Genomic DNA, 18,478 nt, shown 5'->3' with positions numbered 1-18,478 from the left:
CCTGTCAGTTAGCGGCGTTGTAGAAAAACCTGTCGTTGTGAGCCGCCTCCATGGATGCTGCGATATCCGCCTCCACGGCATCGTCGTCACTGTGCACATGGCGCTCTTCAGGGCGGATACCCAGGCGGGCAAACAGCTGCATGTCTTTGTTGGCCTCGGGGTTTGCCGTGGTCAGCAATTTCTCGCCGTAGAAAATAGAGTTGGCTCCGGCAAAAAACGCTAAAGCCTGCATTTCATCGCTCATGGCCTCGCGCCCGGCCGACAGGCGCACATGGGATTCGGGCATCAGAATCCGCGCCACAGCGATAGTGCGGATAAACTCGACGGGGTCGAGCTCTTCTTGCTGCTCGAGCGGCGTGCCCTCGACCCGCACCAGCATATTGATCGGCACCGATTCGGGGTGTTCGGGCATATTGGCCAGCTGCTGCAAGAGTCCGGCGCGGTCTCCGGCCTCTTCACCCATGCCGACGATGCCACCACAACAGACTTTCATACCGGCCGCACGCACATTGCTGAGGGTATCGAGACGATCCTGATAAGTACGGGTAGTGATGATTTCACCGTAGTACTCCGGCGAGGTGTCCAGATTGTGGTTGTAGTAATCCAGACCGGCGTCCGCCAATTGGCGCGCCTGATGTTCATCGAGCATGCCAAGGGTCATGCAGGTTTCCAGGCCCAGGGATTTAACCTCCTGAACCATCTTGGTCACATAGGGCATGTCTTTGCCTTTGGGCGAGCGCCATGCCGCGCCCATGCAAAAGCGCGTTGCGCCCGAGGCCTTGGCCGCGCGGGCCTCTTCCACGACTTTCTCGACCGCCATCAGCTTCTCCCGCTCAAGGCCAGTATCGTAGCGGGCACTTTGTGGACAGTAAGCGCAGTCCTCGGGGCAGGCCCCGGTTTTGATGGAGCAAAGGGTGCTCACCTGCACCTGATTGGGATCAAAGTGCTGGCGGTGGAGGCTTTGAGCCTGAAACAACAGGTTGTTAAATGGCTGCGCAAACAGCGCCAGGATTTCATCGCGCGTCCAGTCGTGACGCACTGCGCCCAGCGGGGCGCCGTTAACGGAGACAGTCATAATTGTTCCAAAATGTTGGTAGGCTGCAGCGCAGCTGCTAATCTCGGTAATCCTGCCATCATATTCACGGCGGGGCCGCTGTCAACCTGAAAAGGACTTTGAGGTTAACCAATGCCAACTGCCGGACTGTGTTTACTCTGTCGTCAGGCGAGCGACGGGCGGGTCTGCCGGCCCTGCCAAGGGGCGCTCGATGCGCTCGCTATCGGCCCTGACCACTGCATGCAGTGCGCCCTGCCCCTCGGTCAGAGTGGCCGCGTGTGCGGGCGCTGCCTGAGCAAACGCCCAGCCTTTGATAGCGCCCATATTCCCTATCGCTACGAGTTCCCACTGGACTACCTGATCGCCCGTTACAAGTTTCATGGTTGTCGCGGCAGTGGGGCGCTGCTCGGCCAACTCTTTGGCCGCTGGCTGAGCCAGCAGCAACTGCCGCACCCCCCCGAGCTGATACTGGCCACACCGCTGCATTGGCGAAGATTGCTAAAACGGGGGTTTAATCAGGCTGAGACCTTGGCCCGAGCAGCCAGCCGCGCCACGGGCGTGGCACACGGGCGTAGACGGCTCTTTAAGCACCGCCACACCAGCGATCAGCACGGCTTGCCGCGCAAAGAGCGCCTCGCCAATATTCGCGGCGCCTTCAGCGCCGAGCGCGTCCGGGGGTTGCACATTGCCCTGGTGGACGATGTGCTCACCACCGGCACCACCGCCAGGGAGATAAGCCAGTGCCTGCGCAAGGCTGGCGCCAGCTCCGTACAAATCTGGGCGCTGGCGCGAACACCGGAAGACGGCCATTAGAGCCAAAAGCGCCGGGACCTGTACAATGGCAGCCCATCCAATGGACGCTGGCCACACTATGAACGACACAGACACCGCACATCCCTACGAGCACCTCACCCCAGATCTGGTGATGGACGCCGTCGAAAGCTTGGGCTATGTCTGCGACGCGCGGGTTTTTGCCCTCAACAGCTACGAAAACCGGGTCTATCAGGTCGGTATTGACGGGCAGAGCCCGCTGATTGCAAAGTTCTATCGCCCGGCGCGCTGGAGCGACGAGCAGATTCTCGAAGAGCACGGCTTTTCGCGCACCCTGCATGACCTGGGCGTCTCTGTGGTACCGCCCATAGAGCACGATGCCGGCAGTCTACTGTCTTTTGACGGCTTTCGCTTCGCCCTCTACCCCCGCCAGGGTGGGCACGCGCCAACGCTGGATAATTTCGACCACCTGCTCAGCCTCGGCCGCGCACTCGGGCGAATTCACGCCCTAGGTCGCGTGGCGCCCTTTCAGCAGCGCCCCGAGCTCAACACCGACACTTTTGCCCGCGCGAGCTACACATTTTTACTCGACAAGGGTTTTATCCCCGACAGCCTTCGCGAGGCCTATCGAACGCTGGGCCAGGACTTGATAGATCGCTGCGACAAGGTATTTGCCAGCACCCGCTTTAACACCATCCGCCTGCACGGCGACTGCCACCCTGGCAATATCCTTTGGCGCGACGACGCGCCCCACTTTGTCGACTTTGATGATGCGCGTAACGGCCCAGCCATTCAGGATCTGTGGATGCTGCTCTCCGGCGACAGAGCCCAACAGAGCGCGCAGCTATCGGAGATTCTCGACGGCTACCGCGAGTTTTGCGATTTTAACCCGGCAGAGCTCCTGCTGATTGAGGCGCTGCGCACCCTGCGCATCATGCACTATGCCGGCTGGCTGGCGCGGCGCTGGGAAGACCCGGCGTTTCCCCACAGCTTTCCCTGGTTTAACACCGAGCGCTATTGGGCCGAGCACATTCTCGAGCTCAGAGAGCAATTGGCCGCGCTGCAGGAGCCGGCGCTCGAAGTCTTTTAGCGCCTGCTCACACTCGCGCCTCTGGAAATCCCGGCCCCCAAGCCTAATAATGGCGGCTAGGAGGAAACCCTATGACCATTCAACAGGCCACCACCAGCGCCGACCCGGTGTGGGAAGAGATTCGCCAGCGCGCCTACGACCAAGCGGGCAAAGAGCCGATGCTGGCGAGTTTTCTCTACGCCACCATCCTGAACCACAGCAGCCTGGAAGATGCGCTGAGCTTTCATCTGGCCAATAAGCTGGACAGCCCCGCATTGCCAGCGATTTCCGTACGCGAAGTCATCGACGCCGCCCTGGCTGACGATCCGAACATCGGCGCCGCCGTGCGCGCCGACCTGCAGGCGGTCAATGAACGCGACTCCGCCTGCTGCTCGCTCACGACGCCCTTTTTGTTTTTTAAAGGCTTCCATGCGCTCCAGGCTTACCGCGTCGCTCACTGGCTGTGGCAGCGCGGACGGCAGGCTATGGCACTGTTTCTGCAAAATCGCATCTCGGTGGTCTTTTCGGTGGATATCCACCCGGCCGCAGTGCTTGGGCGCGGCATCATGCTCGACCACGGCACCGGGATCGTGATTGGCGAAACAGCCGTTGTAGAGGACGATGTATCAATTATGCAGGCCGTCACCCTGGGCGGAACCGGTAAGGAGAGCGGAGACCGCCACCCGAAAGTGCGCAGCGGTGTGCTGATCAGCGCCGGAGCGAAGATTCTCGGCAACATCGAAATTGGCCACTGCGCCAAGGTGGGCGCTGGCAGCGTGGTGCTCAAGCCAGTACCGCCGCGCACCACGGTGGCGGGCGTGCCGGCCAAGGTGGTAGGTAACGCGGATTGCGATCACCCATCCAGAGCCATGAACCACACCATCGGCGAGTAAGCGCAAAGCTTGCTCGCCCCTGCAACCGGCGAGGCATTTGCTGTATATTTGATTCTTATGTCACGAATAAAAATGAGAGTCAGCCACCTATGCCCCCATTCAAAGCACTCGCCCTGTGCGGCCTGTTATCAACCCTTAACAACACCGCTCTTGCCGCTTCGGCGGATCAGCAAGACTGGATCGACCTGTTCAACGGCAAAGACCTAGCCGATTGGGCGATCAAAATTAAGGGCTCACCCCTGGGTGAAAACATCCACGAGACCTTTCGGGTCGAAGACGGGCTCTTGCAAGTACGATACGATAACTACCCGTCGTTTACCGGCGAATTCGGCCATATTTTCTATCAGAAGCGGCCGTTTTCCTACTACCGAATCGAGGTGGAATACCGCTTTGTAGAGCAGCAAGCCGCCGGAGGCCCGGAGTGGGCGAGGCGCAATAATGGCATTATGTATCACGCCCAATCTCCCGAGAGCATGGCGCTCGATCAAGATTTCCCCCTGAGCCTCGAATACCAAATGCTTGGCGGCCTGGAAGAAGGCGAAAGGTCGACAGCCAATCTCTGCACCCCCGGCACCCAGGTGGTTATTGGCCAGGCACTGCGCAAAGACCACTGCATAAACTCGGCCAGCCAGACCTACAACGGCGATCAATGGGTCACCGTCGGCCTGGAAGTGCACGGCCGGGAACTGGCGCGCCACTTTGTCGCCGGGAAAGAAGTCATGAGCTATCGCGACCTGCAAAAGGACGACGGCTCAGCGCACGGCAGCGGCTATATTGCGCTGCAGGCCGAATCGGCCCCGATCGACTTCCGCTCTGTGCGCCTGCTGAATCTGGAAGGCTGCATGGACCCGTCCGCCAGCAATTACAAAAGTTACCTGGTCAAGCACGACGCCGGCAGCTGTCAGTTTAACGGCGAAGAATAACCCGAGCCCCTAGTCTGGCGCGCGCCCCAAAGGGCGGCGCTCGCGCCCGGCCTGGCCTCGCAGACCATCTCCCAGGGCCTCGCGCTGGCGTTGCGCCAGGGCTTCAATACGCGCGACCACCTGCGGATGCTGCGCAGCCAGATTGCGTGTTTCCGAGGGGTCGCGCTGCAAATCGTAGAGTGCGATCTGCGTGAGCTCGAGCGTCTCATAGCGCGCGGGCAGGCCCGCCGCTCCCCCTTCGCGACCGTTTAACGATGGGTAGCTGTGGGGGTAGTAAAGCTTCCACTTGCCGTAACGCACCGCTCTGAGTTCGTTATCGCCATAGTAAAAATAATAGGCTTCGTGCGGCGGGTGATCACTGGCACCGGTCAATACTGACCAGGCATCCTTACCATCAATTTTGCGCTCCGGCAGCGGGCTGCCCGTAATACCGGCGATGGTCGGCAAAAGGTCGATGCTCATTAGCGGCACATTGACCTCACTTCCGGCGCGAATGCGCCCGGGAAAGCGAGCAATAAAGGGAACGCGCACACCGCCTTCAAACACTGTGCCCTTGCCCTCGCGCAGAGGCGCGGCCGAGCCGGCGTGGTCGCCGTAGGCCAGCCATGGGCCATTGTCCGAGGTAAATATCAACAGGGTATTATCGGCCAGTTGATAGCGCTCTAGCGCTGCCATCAGCCGCCCCACAGAGTGATCAATTTCTCCAATGACATCCGCGTAGAGCCCGGCGCCCGTCTTCCCTTGAAAAGCCCCGGAAACGAACAGGGGAACGTGTGGCTGCGGATGAGCGAGGTAGAGAAAAAAGGGCCGCTGTTTATTGGCCTCAATAAACGCAATGCTCCGGTCCGTGAGCAAGCGGGTGAGATCGGACTGATCCTCCAATGCCCGCAGTGGCGTTTCGTTTTCAAACAGCAACAGGTCGGTAAAATTAAATACGTCGCCCTGCAGGGGATGGTAAGGCCACATGTCATTGGAGTGAGCGATGCCGAAAAACTCATCAAAGCCCTGGCGATTGGGCATCAGGGCCGGGTCGTCCCCCAGGTGCCACTTACCCATAAGAGCAGTGGTATAACCACGGGCTTTCAGCATCTCGGCCAGGGTGGTCTCTTCCAAAGCCAACCCGCGGCCAGTGTCTGGCATAAAAGCGCCGCTGACGCCCACGCGATTGGGGTAGGCCCCTGTCAGTAGAGCGGCCCGGGAGGCCGAACACACGGGCTGAGCCACGTAAAAGTCCGTCAGCCTGACGCCTTGATCGGCCAAGCGATTAAGATTCGGGGTGCGCAAGTTCGCCCCACCGAAGGGCTCGAGATCGGCGTAACCCTGGTCATCGGTAAACACGATAATGACATTGGGCGCCGAAGGCTCAGCGCCCTGGGCCTTGGCATGTCTGCCGGATTCGGGTTGGGCTGTCCACCGGCAGGCACTCAAAACAAGCAACAGGAAAAGCAAGGCTGGCTTCATAGGGGGCACGCACTTCTGGGTGGGGTTGTTATTGTTTTGCAAATCCGGCGCCCAGGGCATACCCACCCCAGGCAAAAACCCAAGACCGCCCCTAGGTGGGCTTTGCGGAAAACCAGTATTCGCGCTTCAGTCCCAGCAGGCGGTAGACCGCCTCGGGCAAATCGTCGCGCACCAGAGGCAAATTGCGGTGCACCTTGCCATAGATCAGCACCCCCTGAATGTACTGGTGCATGTAGCGGGCAGCGCGCTCGTGATCGACGTTATCCTCCAGATAGCCGTCGCCAGCGAGGGCCCGCACCAGCGAGAGGTTATAGCGCACCGAGGCGTTGGACATCTCGCGCAGCGCCTCCTGAATTTTTTCCTCGTTGTTACCACATTGAGTCCCGGCGCTAAAAAACGCACAGCCGGGGATATCATCGTTCTCCTCGTCCAGCTTGGTGCGCAGAATAAACGCCAACACATTCTCAAGTTGCTCCAGCGACGAGTTGGACGGTGAGAAGAGTGCATCAAAGTCTTTTTTGACGCTTTTCCAGTAATAGTCCGTCGCCTCGCAAAACAGCTGCGCCTTGGACTCAAAGTGGTGGTAAAACCCCCCCTTGGTCACACCGGCCTGCTTACAGATCTCGTTGACCCCAACACTGCTGTAATTGCTCTGCCAGATCAGCTCCAGGGCAGTGGACAGCAGGCGCTCGCGGGTTTCAATGGCACTCATGGAACTTGCTCTCTCCTCACCGGGCAAAACATACCGGTTGGTTTGAAATAAATCGTACTTTTACCGATCGCTCGGTTTGACCAACACTAACCCGACCTTACCCCCGTGGCAAGATGAGATTCGGTTGATACTTACCAGTATCTGAGCCAGCCGCGGCACTAAAGTTCCCCTTTGCCACAAAAGTATCGCCAAATTGTCATACGCACCCTCTTGACGAGCATACCGACCGGTATGTATTCTAGCCGACATTCTTATCGACAACCACCACTTTCAGAAAGGAAATCGCCATGCTCAAGGCCATACAACAGCCGGGCCGCCGGCTCACACTGGCGTTTGCCATCGCCGCCGCCGCGGTGACAGGCGCTACTCTCTACCAAAGCCAAGCCAGCGCCGAGGCGCAGGCCAGCGCGCCACCGCCACCCTCGGTCACGGTCGCCACCGTGGAGCACCAGCAAATCCGTACCTGGGCAAGCTTCTCCGGGCGCCTGACTCCAGTGGCCAGTGCCGACATCAAGCCACTGGTCGGCGGTACCATCCAAAAAGTCAGCTTTTACGACGGCCAGCACGTCAGCCAGGGGCAGGCACTCTTTTTGATTGACCCCCGGCCCCATGAGGCCGCTTTGGCGCGCGCCAGCGCTCAACTGGAAGCGGCGCGATCACGCTTTGCTCTCGCCCAAGACGAGCTGGAGCGGGCTCGCCGGCTGCTGGAAGATAAGCTGATATCACAAAGCTTGTTTGACGCGGCGCAGAATGACGCACAAACAGCCAAAGCCGCGGTCGCCGAGGCTCAGGCCGCCCGGCAGCAAGCGGCGCTCAATCTCGAGTACGCCCATATCAGCGCACCCGTGGCCGGGCGCATCAGCCGCGCCGAGCTCACTGAGGGCAATGTCGTTGAAGCCGGCCCCAACGCTCCGGTACTGGCCAGCATTGTGGCCAACGACCGCCTTTACGCCGAGTTCAGCGTGGACGAACAGACCTTTTTGCGCTTTGTTCGCGCGACGGACAACCCCAAGTCCATGCCCATAGAGCTGACCCTGGCCGCCGACAAAAGCGTGATCTACGAGGGCCACCTACACGCCTTTGACAACCGCCTGGATACCGCCAGCGGCACCATTCGTGCGCGCGCCATTGTCGAGAACACCGACGGCGCACTCACCCCCGGCATGTACGCCGAGGTGCGTCTAGGAGCACCGCAATTGAGCGAAGCACTGGTTCTGCCCGAGCGCGCCATAGGTACCAATCAGAACAAGAAGTTTGTTCTGGTGGTGGATGCGGACAACACCGCGCGCTACCGCGAAGTCTCGCTCGGCAAGCAGTGGCGCGGCCAAAGAATTATCAGCGAGGGCCTGCAGCCGGGTGATCGCGTTATTGTCGGCGGGCTCGCCCACGTAAGGCCCGATTCACCGGTCACCCCCACCGCCGCCGAATCCACCGACAATTTAGCAGCCACTTTTTAATTGTGTTTCGCCCGGCCTCTGCGCCGGGCATAACCGCACGGAAACGCTATGAACATCTCCAAGTTTTTTGTGGACCGCCCGATCTTTGCGGGCGTTATCTCCCTGTTGATTTTTATTGCCGGCTTTCTGGCTCTGTTTGATTTGCCGGTGACCGAGTACCCGGAAGTGTCGCCGCCCTCGGTGGTGGTCAACGCCTCCTACCCCGGCGCCAACCCGCGGGTGATTGCCGAAACCGTGGCGACGCCGCTGGAAGAGCAGATGAGCGGCGTCGAGAACATGCTCTACATGCACTCGCAGGCCACCGCCGACGGTCGGCTGACCCTGACCGTCACTTTCAAAATTGGCACTGATCCCGACCTGGCTCAGCAGATGGTGCAAAACCGTGTATCGCGGGCTCTGCCACGGCTGCCCGAGGTGACACGCCAACTCGGCGTCACCGTGGTGAAAAGCTCGCCGGATTTGACCCTGGTGGTGCACCTGCTCTCGCCGGATAACCGCTACGACGATCTGTACCTGCGTAACTACGCGCACATGAACATCAAAGATGAACTGGCCAAGGTGCCCGGTGTCGGCATGGTGAACATGTGGGGCTCGGGCGATTACGCCATGCGCGTCTGGCTCAACCCGGACAAAATTGCCGAGCGCGGCCTGAGCGCCAGAGACGTGGTCAACGCCATTCGCGAGCAAAACGTTCAGGTGGCGGCCGGAATTATCGGCGGCGCCCCTATCAGCGAAGCGATTGAAGTGCAGCGGCCCATCAACGCCAAGGGCCGATTGGAAACCCCGGAAGAGTTTGGCGAGATTATTATCCGCACCGGTAGCACCGGAGAAATCACTCGCCTGCAGGATGTGGCGCGGGTAGAGCTGTCGTCCTCTGCCTACGACCTCAACTCCATGCTGGATAACAAATCCGCCGTGGCTATTGGTCTGTTCCAGAGCCCGGGTGCCAATGCCATTGAAATTTCCAACAACACCCGCGCCAAAATGGCAGAGCTGAAAGAGATGTTCCCCGATGGGGTGGACTATGAAGTGGTCTACGATCCGACGGTATTTGTGAAAGGTTCTATCAAGGCGGTGGTAAAAACACTGCTCGAAGCCCTGCTGCTGGTTGTGGTTGTGGTGGTCGTGTTTCTGCAAACCTGGCGCGCCTCCATCATTCCGCTGCTGGCCGTTCCCGTGTCCATCATCGGCACCTTTGCGCTGATGCACGCCTTTGGTTTTTCCATTAACACTCTGTCACTGTTTGGTCTGGTGCTGTCCATCGGTATTGTAGTGGACGACGCTATCGTGGTGGTGGAAAACGTCGAGCGCAATATTGAAGAGGGCTTGTCGCCACTGGCCGCCACATACAAAGCCATGCAGGAAGTCAGCGGCCCGATTATCGCTATTTCGCTGACGCTGGTGGCGGTGTTTGTTCCCATTGCCTTTGTCAGTGGCTTGACCGGTCAGTTCTATAAGCAGTTTGCCCTGACCATCGCTATCTCTACCGTTATCTCGGCCGTGAACTCGCTGACCCTGAGCCCGGCGCTGGCCGCACTGTTGCTGAAAGACCACAAGGCACCCAAAGATTGGCTTACGCGCGTCATGGACAAATTGTTTGGCCGCTTCTTCAACGGCTTTAACCGAGTGTTTAATCGCGGCTCCGGCAGCTACTCCACCAGCGTGGGACGCCTGCTAGGTCGCAAAACGCTCACCATCGCGGTCTATGCCGTACTGCTCGCCATCACAGGAGTAGGTCTGACCTCACTGCCCAAGGGTTTTGTGCCGGCGCAGGATAAACAGTACCTGATTGCCTTTGCCCAGCTGCCCGACGGTGCCACTCTCGGCCGCACTCAGGATGTCATCCGTGAAATGGGAGAAATCGCCCTGGCCGAGCCCGGCGTCGCCAACGCTGTGCAGTTTCCGGGCTTGTCGGTGAACGGTTTTACCAACAGCGCCAGCGCGGGTATTGTGTTTGTCCCGCTCGACCCGTTCAACGAGCGCACCAGTGACGAATTATCTGCCGGCGCCATCGCCCAGAAACTGCAAATGAAGTTTGCCGGTATCGAGGAGGCGTTTATCGCCATCTTTCCACCGCCACCGGTGCGTGGCCTGGGCACCACCGGCGGCTTTAAACTGCAGATTGAAGACCGCGCCGATCTGGGCTACGAAGCGCTGGCGGACGTTGTAAACCAAGTGACGCAAAAAGCCTGGCAGCGCCCCGAGCTGTCCAGTGTGTACTCCAACTACAAAATCAATGTGCCACAGCTTTACGCTGACCTGGATCGCACCAAAGCGAAGCAACTCGGCCTGCAAATTGATGAAGTCTTTGACACCATGCAGATCTACCTCGGCTCTCTGTACGTGAATGATTTCAACCAGTTCGGTCGCACTTACCAGGTCATCGCCCAGGCCGATGCCGAGTACCGCTCTTCCACCGAAGACGCGCTGAAATTAAAAGTGCGTAATCAATCGGGCGATATGGTCCCTCTGGGTTCGGTGGTACAAATGCAGGAGAGCTACGGCCCGGAAAGTGCCAGTCACTATAACGGCTATCTGGCGGCGGATTTGAACGGCAACGCTGCGCCCGGCTACTCCAGCGGCGCCGCTCAGGATGCCATCAGTGAAATCCTGGCTGAGACTCTGCCGCCAGGTATGGCCTTCGAGTGGACAGATTTGACTTATCAGCAAGTACTGTCCGGCAACACCGCTATCTTTATTTTCCCGCTGTGTTTGCTACTGGTGTACCTGGTGCTCGCCGCTCAGTACGAATCCCTGGCGCTGCCGCTGTCGGTCATCGCTATTGTGCCTCTGTCCGTACTCGCGGCGGTTACCGGCATCTGGCTGACGGGGGGCGACAACAACATTTTTACGCAAATTAGTCTCTTTGTATTAGCCGGGCTCGCGAGCAAAAACGCCATTTTGATCGTGGAGTTTGCGCGCGACCTCGAGCGTCAGGGCATGCCCACCTACCAAGCGGCAATTAACGCCTCGCGCTTGCGCCTGCGGCCCATTCTGATGACCTCCTTTGCCTTCATCATGGGGGTTGTGCCTTTGGTGTTGTCATCGGGTGCCGGTGCCGAGATGCGCAACGTGATGGGCATTGCCGTGTTCTCCGGCATGCTCGGTGTGACCTTCTTCGGTTTGATTTTTACGCCGGTGTTCTACGTCTTGGTACGCAAGCTTGAGCGCGCGGATAAATACTACCGGCCCGAATACCAAGCTCTGGCCGCCGATGCACAGCCACAACTGCCACGCAGCGCAGAGGCCTGAGGAGAGAGCTATGAAATTGACCATGACCACCCTTGCCGCCGCCCTAGTGCTAGCCGGTTGCGCCAACTACCGCTCGGTCGAGGAGGCCTCGCTGCAGGCCGAACTGCCCGAACTGGCCGATGAATTTGAAAACGCCGACTTCTACGCAAGCGCGACGCCTGTCGCGCACTGGTGGCAACAACTTGGGGACGCGGAGTTGAGTGCCCTGGTAGAGCGCTCGCTCACGGTTAACCACGACATGCGCATCGCCCGCGAGCGGCTCGCCGAGTCCCGCGCGCTGCTGCGTCACACCAAGCTCGACCGTTTTCCCCAGGTCACCGCAAGCGCGCAGGGTGAAAGACGCAAAATGAGCGAGCAGGCGGAACCGGGCGTCGGCATCACCGAGTATTACCAGGCGGGCTTTGACGCCCGTTGGGAGCTGGATCTGTTTGGCCGGGTCAACAATGCCGTCAAAGCGGCGGATGCGCAACTGGACGAGCAGCAGGCGATTGTCCGCGCCACGCAAGTCAGCATTGCCGCCGAAGTCGGCAGCGCCTATATGGCGCTGCGCGGCGCACAGCATCAGCTGATGGTTGCTACCAGCAACGCCGCCAATCTGCGCGAGACCTTTGAGCTGACGCGCCGACTGGCCGAAATTGGCCGCGCCGACCAGTTCGATATTACCCGCGCCAGCACTCAGTTGGCGCTGGTAGAGGCGCGTCTGCCGAGCCTTGAGGCGCAGATCAACAGCGCTACAAACAGGCTCGCGGTACTCACCGACCAGCCGGAAAAACACATTCGCGACCGCCTTGCCGAATACGCCCCACTGCCTGCACGGCCGCCGCAAATTGCCGCGGGAAAACCGTCCGAGCTGTTGCGCCGTCGCCCTGACATTCACGCCGCCGAAGCGCGCCTGAGCGCGGCGACCGCCCGCTACAACGTGCAGGTGGCAGACCTCTATCCACGCATTACGCTCAACGGCGGCCTTGGCTATCTGGCCACGGACGTGGACGAGCTGGGTGAGCAAAACAGTGAAACCTTTAACTTCACTCCAAGGATCGAGTGGGCCGCCTTTGACCTCGGCCGGGTCTACGCGCGCATTGACGCCGCCGACGCCAGGGCCCGGGCTCAGCTTGCCGCGTTCGAACAGAGCGTGCTGCTCGCTCTTGAAGAAACCGACAATGCGCTGGAAAACTACCGCCGCCAGAATCAACGGCACGAGCAATTGCGCAAAGCCAGTGTCAGCAGCGAGCAGGCGCTCGGTTACGCCCGCCAGCGGTTTGAGGTAGGCAGTGAGAACTTTCTCGGCGTTCTGGATGCTGAGCGCCAGCGGTTAACCGTCAGCGCCCAGCTCGCCGAAAGCGAAACCCAACTGCTCCAGTCATTGATTGCCGTCTACAAAAGCCTCGCCGGCGGCTGGCCCCTCCCCCCAGATGCGATAGCGGCCGACGCTCTCGCATCCGCCCGGTAACCCTCCCGGGCATTGCCTTACCACCAAAGGTCCGGCGTTGGTGTCTGCTCCGAGCGCCAGCACCGGACCAGCGGTGGCTTTTTCCTTCCCCCGAACCGCCCCCAATAAAACGCCTAGCCCCGAAAACCATTTAAAGATCTATGGCACATATAGTGCTAAATTGAACGTTAAATCACTATTGAATATTAAGTAACTGTGGCCTCACCGGAATTTTATCCTTGCACCCCACCGCGCTGATTCAGGGATGCCTCCACTGCACAGGACGTTTGCTGTGTTATCTGCTGCTGACAGGCCTTGCAGTGTCAAGCCAGGCCCAGCAGCCGGCTGAGCCGCTGCCGGTTGCCGTGTCTGTGGATGTGATTGAAGACTACGAGCGCTTTCTCGGCCCGCGCGACCCTCTGGCGATCAGCGACTTTTCGGGTCCATTTTCCAGGCGCGACGTGGTAGAGCTGATTTTGCTTCAGCAAGCGCTGCATCTGGGTGGATTTGGGTGGCCATTAACCTTTATCCCCGAGACCTCTTACCGACGAGTCATCCGGCAAATGGCAGCTGGCCAGCTGATCAGTACCGGCGCCAGTAAGTGGCACCTCGACCTCGCCAGCGCCGGAGATGCGCTGTTGATCAGCGATGCCCTGGTTGAGAATGGAGAGTTTATTGTCGGCATCTACACCCTGGCCACGCACCGGCACATTCAACAGGCAGAGGCTGATCAGCTGCGCCAGTGGCGCATCATCAGCAACCAGCATTGGCGCGCCGATGTCCACACCTTACAGGCCCTAGGGTTTCGCAGAATCACCTACGGTGGCGACTGGCCCTCCATGGTTCGTATGTTGGACGCCGGGCGAGGTGAACTGGTGCTGGCGCCTTTCCCCAACCGCGACGATCTATCCATCGAGGTCAATGGCAGCCGGCTACTGCCAGTGGAGCATATTCGAGTCGCGATCAGCGGCAGCCGCCACTGGGCGGTAAGCCGCAAACACCCTCAAGGACCGGCGTTTTTTGCCGCGCTGCAGAGAGGTCTGGCACAGCTGCGATTGCAGGGGGTGGTGGAGCGGGCCTATCGCCAGTCCGGCTTTTTTAACGCCCAAACGGACCAATGGCCCATCCTTAAGCCCGTCGTTTCAGCGGGTGGTGAACCCGCCGTGGGATCACCACCCGCTGAGCGATCCGCGGAGGGCGCTCAGTGAGTTTCCGCTTTTTGCTGACCGCGCTGAAGATGTAGGTATTCCACCAGATCGCGCAGCTGACCTTTATCCAATAGCAGCCCCATAGGCGGCATACCGGATGGCGAGTAGCTCTGCTCGACGATATCGCTGCGATTAATCTCGTGGGACTTGCCGTCGTTGCTCTGCACCGTAATGGTCTTCTCGGTCTCGGCGGCAAAGAGTCCGTCAACTTGTGAACCATCGCTCAGGGTTACCGTGGTGCGACCGTAACCGGGGGCGATGCGAGCACCGGGGGCCACCATGGCCTCCAGCAGTTGTTCGCGCGACAGGAGCAAACCTATGTCCGTCAGCTCCGGCCCAACCTTGCTACCGCGCGGACCAATCACATGGCAGCGCACACACTGGGCGGTGCTGTTGTAACTGAACAGGGCAAAGCCACTTCGCGCATCGCCGCCTTTGAGTGCCTCAGCGTAGAGCGACAGCGGGTCATCTTGGTCTTTTGCCGCCTCATAGTCTGCCAGTAACTGGGTCAGCTGCGCCTGGCCGGCGGCCTCGGCGGCATTGACCAGCTCCAACTTCACCTCCGGCGCTATGTCACCGGCCATCAGCTTGCGCATTTGCTCGGCCAGTACCTGATAAGCCTCGGGCGCCTTGATGTTTGCCAGCGATTGATAGGCAGCCTGCTGCTCGCCCACGGAGCCCTCAGCCAACAGGATGGTGTGCATGTCCACCTTGGTTTCGGTGGGAATATCCAAATCCGGCACTATGGCCAGGGCCGCCATGCGCACATCCTGGTCTTTATCGTTCAGCGCGCCATAGACCACGGCCTGCATATCGCTGTGACCGAGCTTATGCAGATTGTTGAGCGCAGTCAGCCGCACCTGGCCATCGCTGTCACCTTTGGCCGATGCCACCAAACGCTCGGTGGCATCGGCAAAGGCCAGTGTGCCCAGCGCGTTGACCGCGGCCACCCGAACGTCGCTGTGGGCGTCCTGCAGCAGGGCGGGATACACATCCGCCAACACCTGGCGCGCCACCGCTGGGTCGCCCTTACGCTCGCCGCGGTAGCGGCCGCTGACGCGGTCAAACACCGAGGGATTTTCCCAATAGGTCAACGCCTCAAGCGCCTCGGCGCGCAGCGCCGGCGCAGCCGAGGTATCGGCGGCGTAGCGTGCCAGGCGCTCGGCTTCCGCTTTGCCGGCGACAAAGGCATTGGCATTAATTACACGGCGCAGCAGTGTCTCGTTGCTATGAGGTGTCCTCCCCAAAAGCTCGGCGAGCGCCGGTAGCGCCTCATCGACAAACAGGTCGTCGTTTATGGCGCGGGCGGCATTGGTCACCACGAACTGGCTGTCGTCATCGAGAAACGCCGCCAGCTCGGGGCTCGCCAGGCGACCCAGCGCCACCACGGCGGCAATGCGCACCGCCTCGGAGGCGTGTTCGGCAAGCGCGGCCAGCGCCGACTCGTCACCGATTCGGGCCAGGGCGATAGCACCGGCTTGGCGCAGGTAAACATCCTGATCGTTATTGCGCTCCAACATGGCGATGATGGGGGCACTCGCCCCGCTCTGGCCGAGACGACCCAGCGCCTGAGTGGCAAAGAAACGCACACGGGCACTACTGTGTTCAAGATTGCCAATCAGAGCATCGGCCGCCTCGGGGTAGGCGGCATCGCCTATGACTTTGGCCGCCTGCGCGCGAATCTCCGCATCCTCGTCTTGCAGCAGGGCCAGCAGCGGCTGTGCAGCGGCCGGATCCTGCCTGGCGAACTGACCGATGCCCCAGATAGCGTGTACCCGGGTCATTTGGTTGTCCTCGTCCAGTGCACCGATAAGGCTGGCTCTGTCATCGCGACTGACCAATTCGAACTGGGCGCGCGAGCGCACGCGCATATCGGCATGACCCAGAAGACTGACCAGCGAGGCCGCTTCACGGGTGGACAAATCTTCTTGCAGCAACGCCTGCACCTCGGCGCGCTCAGCGCTGTCGGCGGCTTCAGGCGTGTCCAGCTTCCAGATGCGGCCGTTGCCGTTGCGCTGCCAACCCTCAATCCAATCGCTGGTGTAGAGTGCGCCATCGGGCCCCATATCGAGCCCCGTGCTCTGCACGCCGCGCATCAATTTTTCGTCGCTATCGAGTTCAAACCCGGCACCGCTCGGCTTTAACGTAAAGGCATTGATGCCGGAGCGCGGACCGCTGCCGGTGTACTCGACAATAAAGAAATGGTCTTTCCAGCGCTCGGACAAGCCGGTGCCCGGGTGATACACCATACCGGTCGGCCCGGCGTGGTAGGGCGCTACGGGCGGCAGGATATGGGCGGCCTGACCGTCAAAGCGCGGCTTGTAGAAGTCTTCATCCATCCACACTTTGTATTCGTTGTTTTTGGGGTCGGTGTACTTGCCAAACTGCCAGTTGATGCGCCAACCACTGTCGGAGCCATCCACCAGATAGACGATGCGTTCGTACTCGCCCGGGTGATCGCCGTCGTTGTCGACACTGATCAGATTGCCGTATTTATCGAAGGTAAATTCGTGGGTGTTGCGCACCCCATAGGCAAAGACTTCAAAGTTGCTGCCGTCTGGCTCACTGCGCACCACCACACCGCGGTTGGGGTGCGGGTACTGGTTGCCGTCGTTATCGGTGATGTTCGCACCGACATCGCCAATGCCGTAGTAAATGCGACCGTCCGGCCCCAGAGTTACGCCGGACATGCCGTGGCCGCTAAAGCCGATGTGCACACCAAAACCGTCGGAGAGCTTATGATTTTCATCGGCGCTGCCATCGCCGTCAGTGTCCTTCACTCGCCAGGCGCTGGGCGCCACCCCCAGAAACAATTCGTCGCGCTCGTTGTGGTAGTAAATACCGCCGAGCACGTCGGTAACCTCACTGTTGAAATCTTCCAGAAACGTCTGAGCTCGGTCGGCATGGCCGTCGCCACTGAGATCGCTGATTTTGAGCACCTCTTCCTTCACCACGGCCAGATCGCGCCAGTCATGCACGCCGTCTTTGTTGCGATCCGGCACATCCTCAGCGGTCAGGTTTTTCTCTTCGGCAAAGTAGTCGCGCAGAAAGGCGCGGCGATCTTCGACCGTGACCATGGCCTGCGAGGGCGTTTGCCAATGCGGGTAGGGGCGGATATCAAATTCTGAATTGTTAGAGCGGTGGGTAATCGCCACCCAGGCGTTGCCCTGGTAATCCATGCTCAGCGCCACCGGGTCTGCCAGCAGCTTTTCCGAGGCCCATAAGTCCATGGCCACGCCCTCGGCAAGCTCCAGATTTACCTGGGACTGGATGCGTGCAGCCTGCTTTGCCGCATCCGTATCACTCACTTCGATGACCTTGGGTGCAGGCTTTGGCTCAGGCGCACTCGCGGGCCTTGCCGCCGGAGCCTCTGGCGTCTGAACGGCCTCGTCTTTGGAGCAGGCTGCCAGAGCAACCGAGAGGGCAAGCAGGGACATCTGGAAACAGCGCGAGGCACCACGGGCGCCGAGAGTTTTTTTCAACATAGGCATCACAATTATCGTTATGGCTCAGAAGCAATGGGCACAGCACGGCTCAATAAAACCGATTACAGCGCAGTCGGAGTATACGGTAGCGCCCTAATGGCGCAAGTAAAGTAGTGTTTTTAAACCTCAATACGACTTTAGGCCCAACTTTACCCTCTGCACCTATTGTAGACGCGTCCCCGGGCAGACGCCCCAGATCGGGGCAGCAAAGGCATGCTGTCGCCTCCGGGACCTTTGTCCGCGCCGCTTGCGTTTTGGCTGGCATTTTGCTTCAACAGCTTTTACCTGCACTCACTACAGGAATCCACCCTATGCAGTACAGCAAACCCATGATCGATCTGGTTCTTGAACTGCGCCGGCGTGTACCCTCCACTCTCAAGCCGGGCATCAAGCTAGCCAACCCGGACGTGTTGGCCGAGCTCGCCGATCACTATCACGACGGTGCAAACACAGTGACTCGTGCGCTGATAAAAGAGCTGATGCAGTTGGCGGGCGAGCCCTGGGTGGCGCGCCTCGACAGCCCCGAACCGGCGCCAAGCCCCAAAAGCCAGGTGAAAGTCTACCGGGGCCAGGTCAGCCTGAAAGAAGTGCCTCCGGCGAAATCCAGCGACGATGAACACAGCAGCCGGCCGGCGCGCATTTATCGCGGACAAGTCGTCTATCGCTGAGCCGCCCGAGCGCCGCGCCCGAAAACAAAACACTGATACTCCTGAGTCCCACCCAAAAACCCCGTCACCTGTAGGTCGGGACAGCGCGCTCTGTGG

General features: G+C 59.9%; 13 protein-coding genes. 9 read left to right on the top strand and 4 right to left on the bottom strand.

The window, feature by feature from the left end:
* Positions 1-4: 4 nt before the first annotated feature.
* Positions 5-1,075: a biotin synthase BioB gene (gene bioB, locus QWI16_RS14510; protein ID WP_302714160.1), complete on the bottom strand. Its 1,071-nt coding sequence runs from the start codon at positions 1,073-1,075 to the stop codon at positions 5-7.
* A gap of 111 nt (positions 1,076-1,186) precedes the next feature.
* Here bioB and QWI16_RS14505 point away from each other — a divergent pair, with 111 nt between their 5' ends.
* From QWI16_RS14505 to QWI16_RS14490, 4 genes are all read left to right on the top strand, one after another.
* A complete protein-coding gene (locus tag QWI16_RS14505) occupies positions 1,187-1,867 on the top strand; it encodes a ComF family protein (protein WP_302714159.1) in 681 nt (226 codons plus the stop codon).
* 25 nt (positions 1,868-1,892) lie between these two features.
* On the top strand, positions 1,893-2,915 hold the full coding sequence (locus QWI16_RS14500) for a serine/threonine protein kinase (protein WP_370659934.1): 1,023 nt from the start codon (positions 1,893-1,895) through the stop codon (positions 2,913-2,915).
* Positions 2,916-2,986: 71 nt separating this feature from the next.
* On the top strand, positions 2,987-3,787 hold the full coding sequence (gene cysE, locus QWI16_RS14495; protein ID WP_302714158.1) for a serine O-acetyltransferase: 801 nt from the start codon (positions 2,987-2,989) through the stop codon (positions 3,785-3,787).
* A gap of 89 nt (positions 3,788-3,876) precedes the next feature.
* Complete coding sequence (locus tag QWI16_RS14490) at positions 3,877-4,710, top strand: 3-keto-disaccharide hydrolase (RefSeq protein ID WP_302714157.1); 834 nt, start codon at positions 3,877-3,879, stop codon at positions 4,708-4,710.
* A gap of 9 nt (positions 4,711-4,719) precedes the next feature.
* Here the strand turns inward: QWI16_RS14490 and QWI16_RS14485 are convergent, their stop codons facing one another.
* The gene (locus QWI16_RS14485; protein ID WP_302714156.1) at positions 4,720-6,171 is read right to left on the bottom strand and encodes a sulfatase family protein; all 1,452 of its coding nucleotides are present in this window, start codon (positions 6,169-6,171) and stop codon (positions 4,720-4,722) included.
* 91 nt (positions 6,172-6,262) lie between these two features.
* Entirely contained in the window at positions 6,263-6,883 is a 621-nt protein-coding gene (locus QWI16_RS14480) for a TetR/AcrR family transcriptional regulator (protein ID WP_302714155.1), read from the bottom strand.
* A gap of 287 nt (positions 6,884-7,170) precedes the next feature.
* On the opposite strand from QWI16_RS14480, the gene QWI16_RS14475 reads away from it, so the two are divergent.
* From QWI16_RS14475 to QWI16_RS14460, 4 genes are all read left to right on the top strand, one after another.
* Positions 7,171-8,340, top strand: coding sequence for an efflux RND transporter periplasmic adaptor subunit (locus QWI16_RS14475; protein WP_302714154.1), 1,170 nt, complete (start codon positions 7,171-7,173; stop codon positions 8,338-8,340).
* A 48-nt stretch (positions 8,341-8,388) separates the two neighbouring features.
* A complete protein-coding gene (locus QWI16_RS14470) occupies positions 8,389-11,592 on the top strand; it encodes an efflux RND transporter permease subunit (protein ID WP_302714153.1) in 3,204 nt (1,067 codons plus the stop codon).
* 10 nt (positions 11,593-11,602) lie between these two features.
* A complete protein-coding gene (locus QWI16_RS14465; protein ID WP_302714152.1) occupies positions 11,603-13,042 on the top strand; it encodes an efflux transporter outer membrane subunit in 1,440 nt (479 codons plus the stop codon).
* Between the two features lie 218 nt (positions 13,043-13,260).
* Complete coding sequence (locus QWI16_RS14460) at positions 13,261-14,229, top strand: transporter substrate-binding domain-containing protein (RefSeq protein WP_302714151.1); 969 nt, start codon at positions 13,261-13,263, stop codon at positions 14,227-14,229.
* On the opposite strand, the gene QWI16_RS14455 is transcribed toward QWI16_RS14460, so the two are convergent.
* Complete coding sequence (locus QWI16_RS14455) at positions 14,223-17,714, bottom strand: HEAT repeat domain-containing protein (RefSeq protein WP_302714150.1); 3,492 nt, start codon at positions 17,712-17,714, stop codon at positions 14,223-14,225. The genes QWI16_RS14460 and QWI16_RS14455 overlap by 7 nt on opposite strands.
* A 311-nt stretch (positions 17,715-18,025) precedes the next feature.
* Between QWI16_RS14455 and QWI16_RS14450 the strand changes: the two genes are divergently transcribed.
* Positions 18,026-18,382 (top strand): hypothetical protein, encoded by a 357-nt coding sequence (locus QWI16_RS14450; RefSeq protein ID WP_302714149.1) that lies wholly within the window; start codon positions 18,026-18,028, stop codon positions 18,380-18,382.
* Positions 18,383-18,478: the final 96 nt, after the last annotated feature.

This window comes from Gilvimarinus algae (assembly GCF_030518215.1).
Classification (GTDB): domain Bacteria; phylum Pseudomonadota; class Gammaproteobacteria; order Pseudomonadales; family Cellvibrionaceae; genus Gilvimarinus; species Gilvimarinus algae.
Note: the sequence above shows the minus strand (reverse complement) of the source record. Positions and strands in the feature narration are given on the sequence as shown.

Coding starts and splice junctions, on each gene's coding strand:
- bioB (WP_302714160.1), bottom strand. CDS start 1,075: ATGACTGTCTCCGTTAACGGCGCCCCGCTGGGCGCAGTGCGTCACGAC.
- QWI16_RS14505 (WP_302714159.1), top strand. CDS start 1,187: ATGCCAACTGCCGGACTGTGTTTACTCTGTCGTCAGGCGAGCGACGGG.
- QWI16_RS14500 (WP_370659934.1), top strand. CDS start 1,893: ATGGCAGCCCATCCAATGGACGCTGGCCACACTATGAACGACACAGAC.
- cysE (WP_302714158.1), top strand. CDS start 2,987: ATGACCATTCAACAGGCCACCACCAGCGCCGACCCGGTGTGGGAAGAG.
- QWI16_RS14490 (WP_302714157.1), top strand. CDS start 3,877: ATGCCCCCATTCAAAGCACTCGCCCTGTGCGGCCTGTTATCAACCCTT.
- QWI16_RS14485 (WP_302714156.1), bottom strand. CDS start 6,171: ATGAAGCCAGCCTTGCTTTTCCTGTTGCTTGTTTTGAGTGCCTGCCGG.
- QWI16_RS14480 (WP_302714155.1), bottom strand. CDS start 6,883: ATGAGTGCCATTGAAACCCGCGAGCGCCTGCTGTCCACTGCCCTGGAG.
- QWI16_RS14475 (WP_302714154.1), top strand. CDS start 7,171: ATGCTCAAGGCCATACAACAGCCGGGCCGCCGGCTCACACTGGCGTTT.
- QWI16_RS14470 (WP_302714153.1), top strand. CDS start 8,389: ATGAACATCTCCAAGTTTTTTGTGGACCGCCCGATCTTTGCGGGCGTT.
- QWI16_RS14465 (WP_302714152.1), top strand. CDS start 11,603: ATGAAATTGACCATGACCACCCTTGCCGCCGCCCTAGTGCTAGCCGGT.
- QWI16_RS14455 (WP_302714150.1), bottom strand. CDS start 17,714: ATGTTGAAAAAAACTCTCGGCGCCCGTGGTGCCTCGCGCTGTTTCCAG.
- QWI16_RS14450 (WP_302714149.1), top strand. CDS start 18,026: ATGCAGTACAGCAAACCCATGATCGATCTGGTTCTTGAACTGCGCCGG.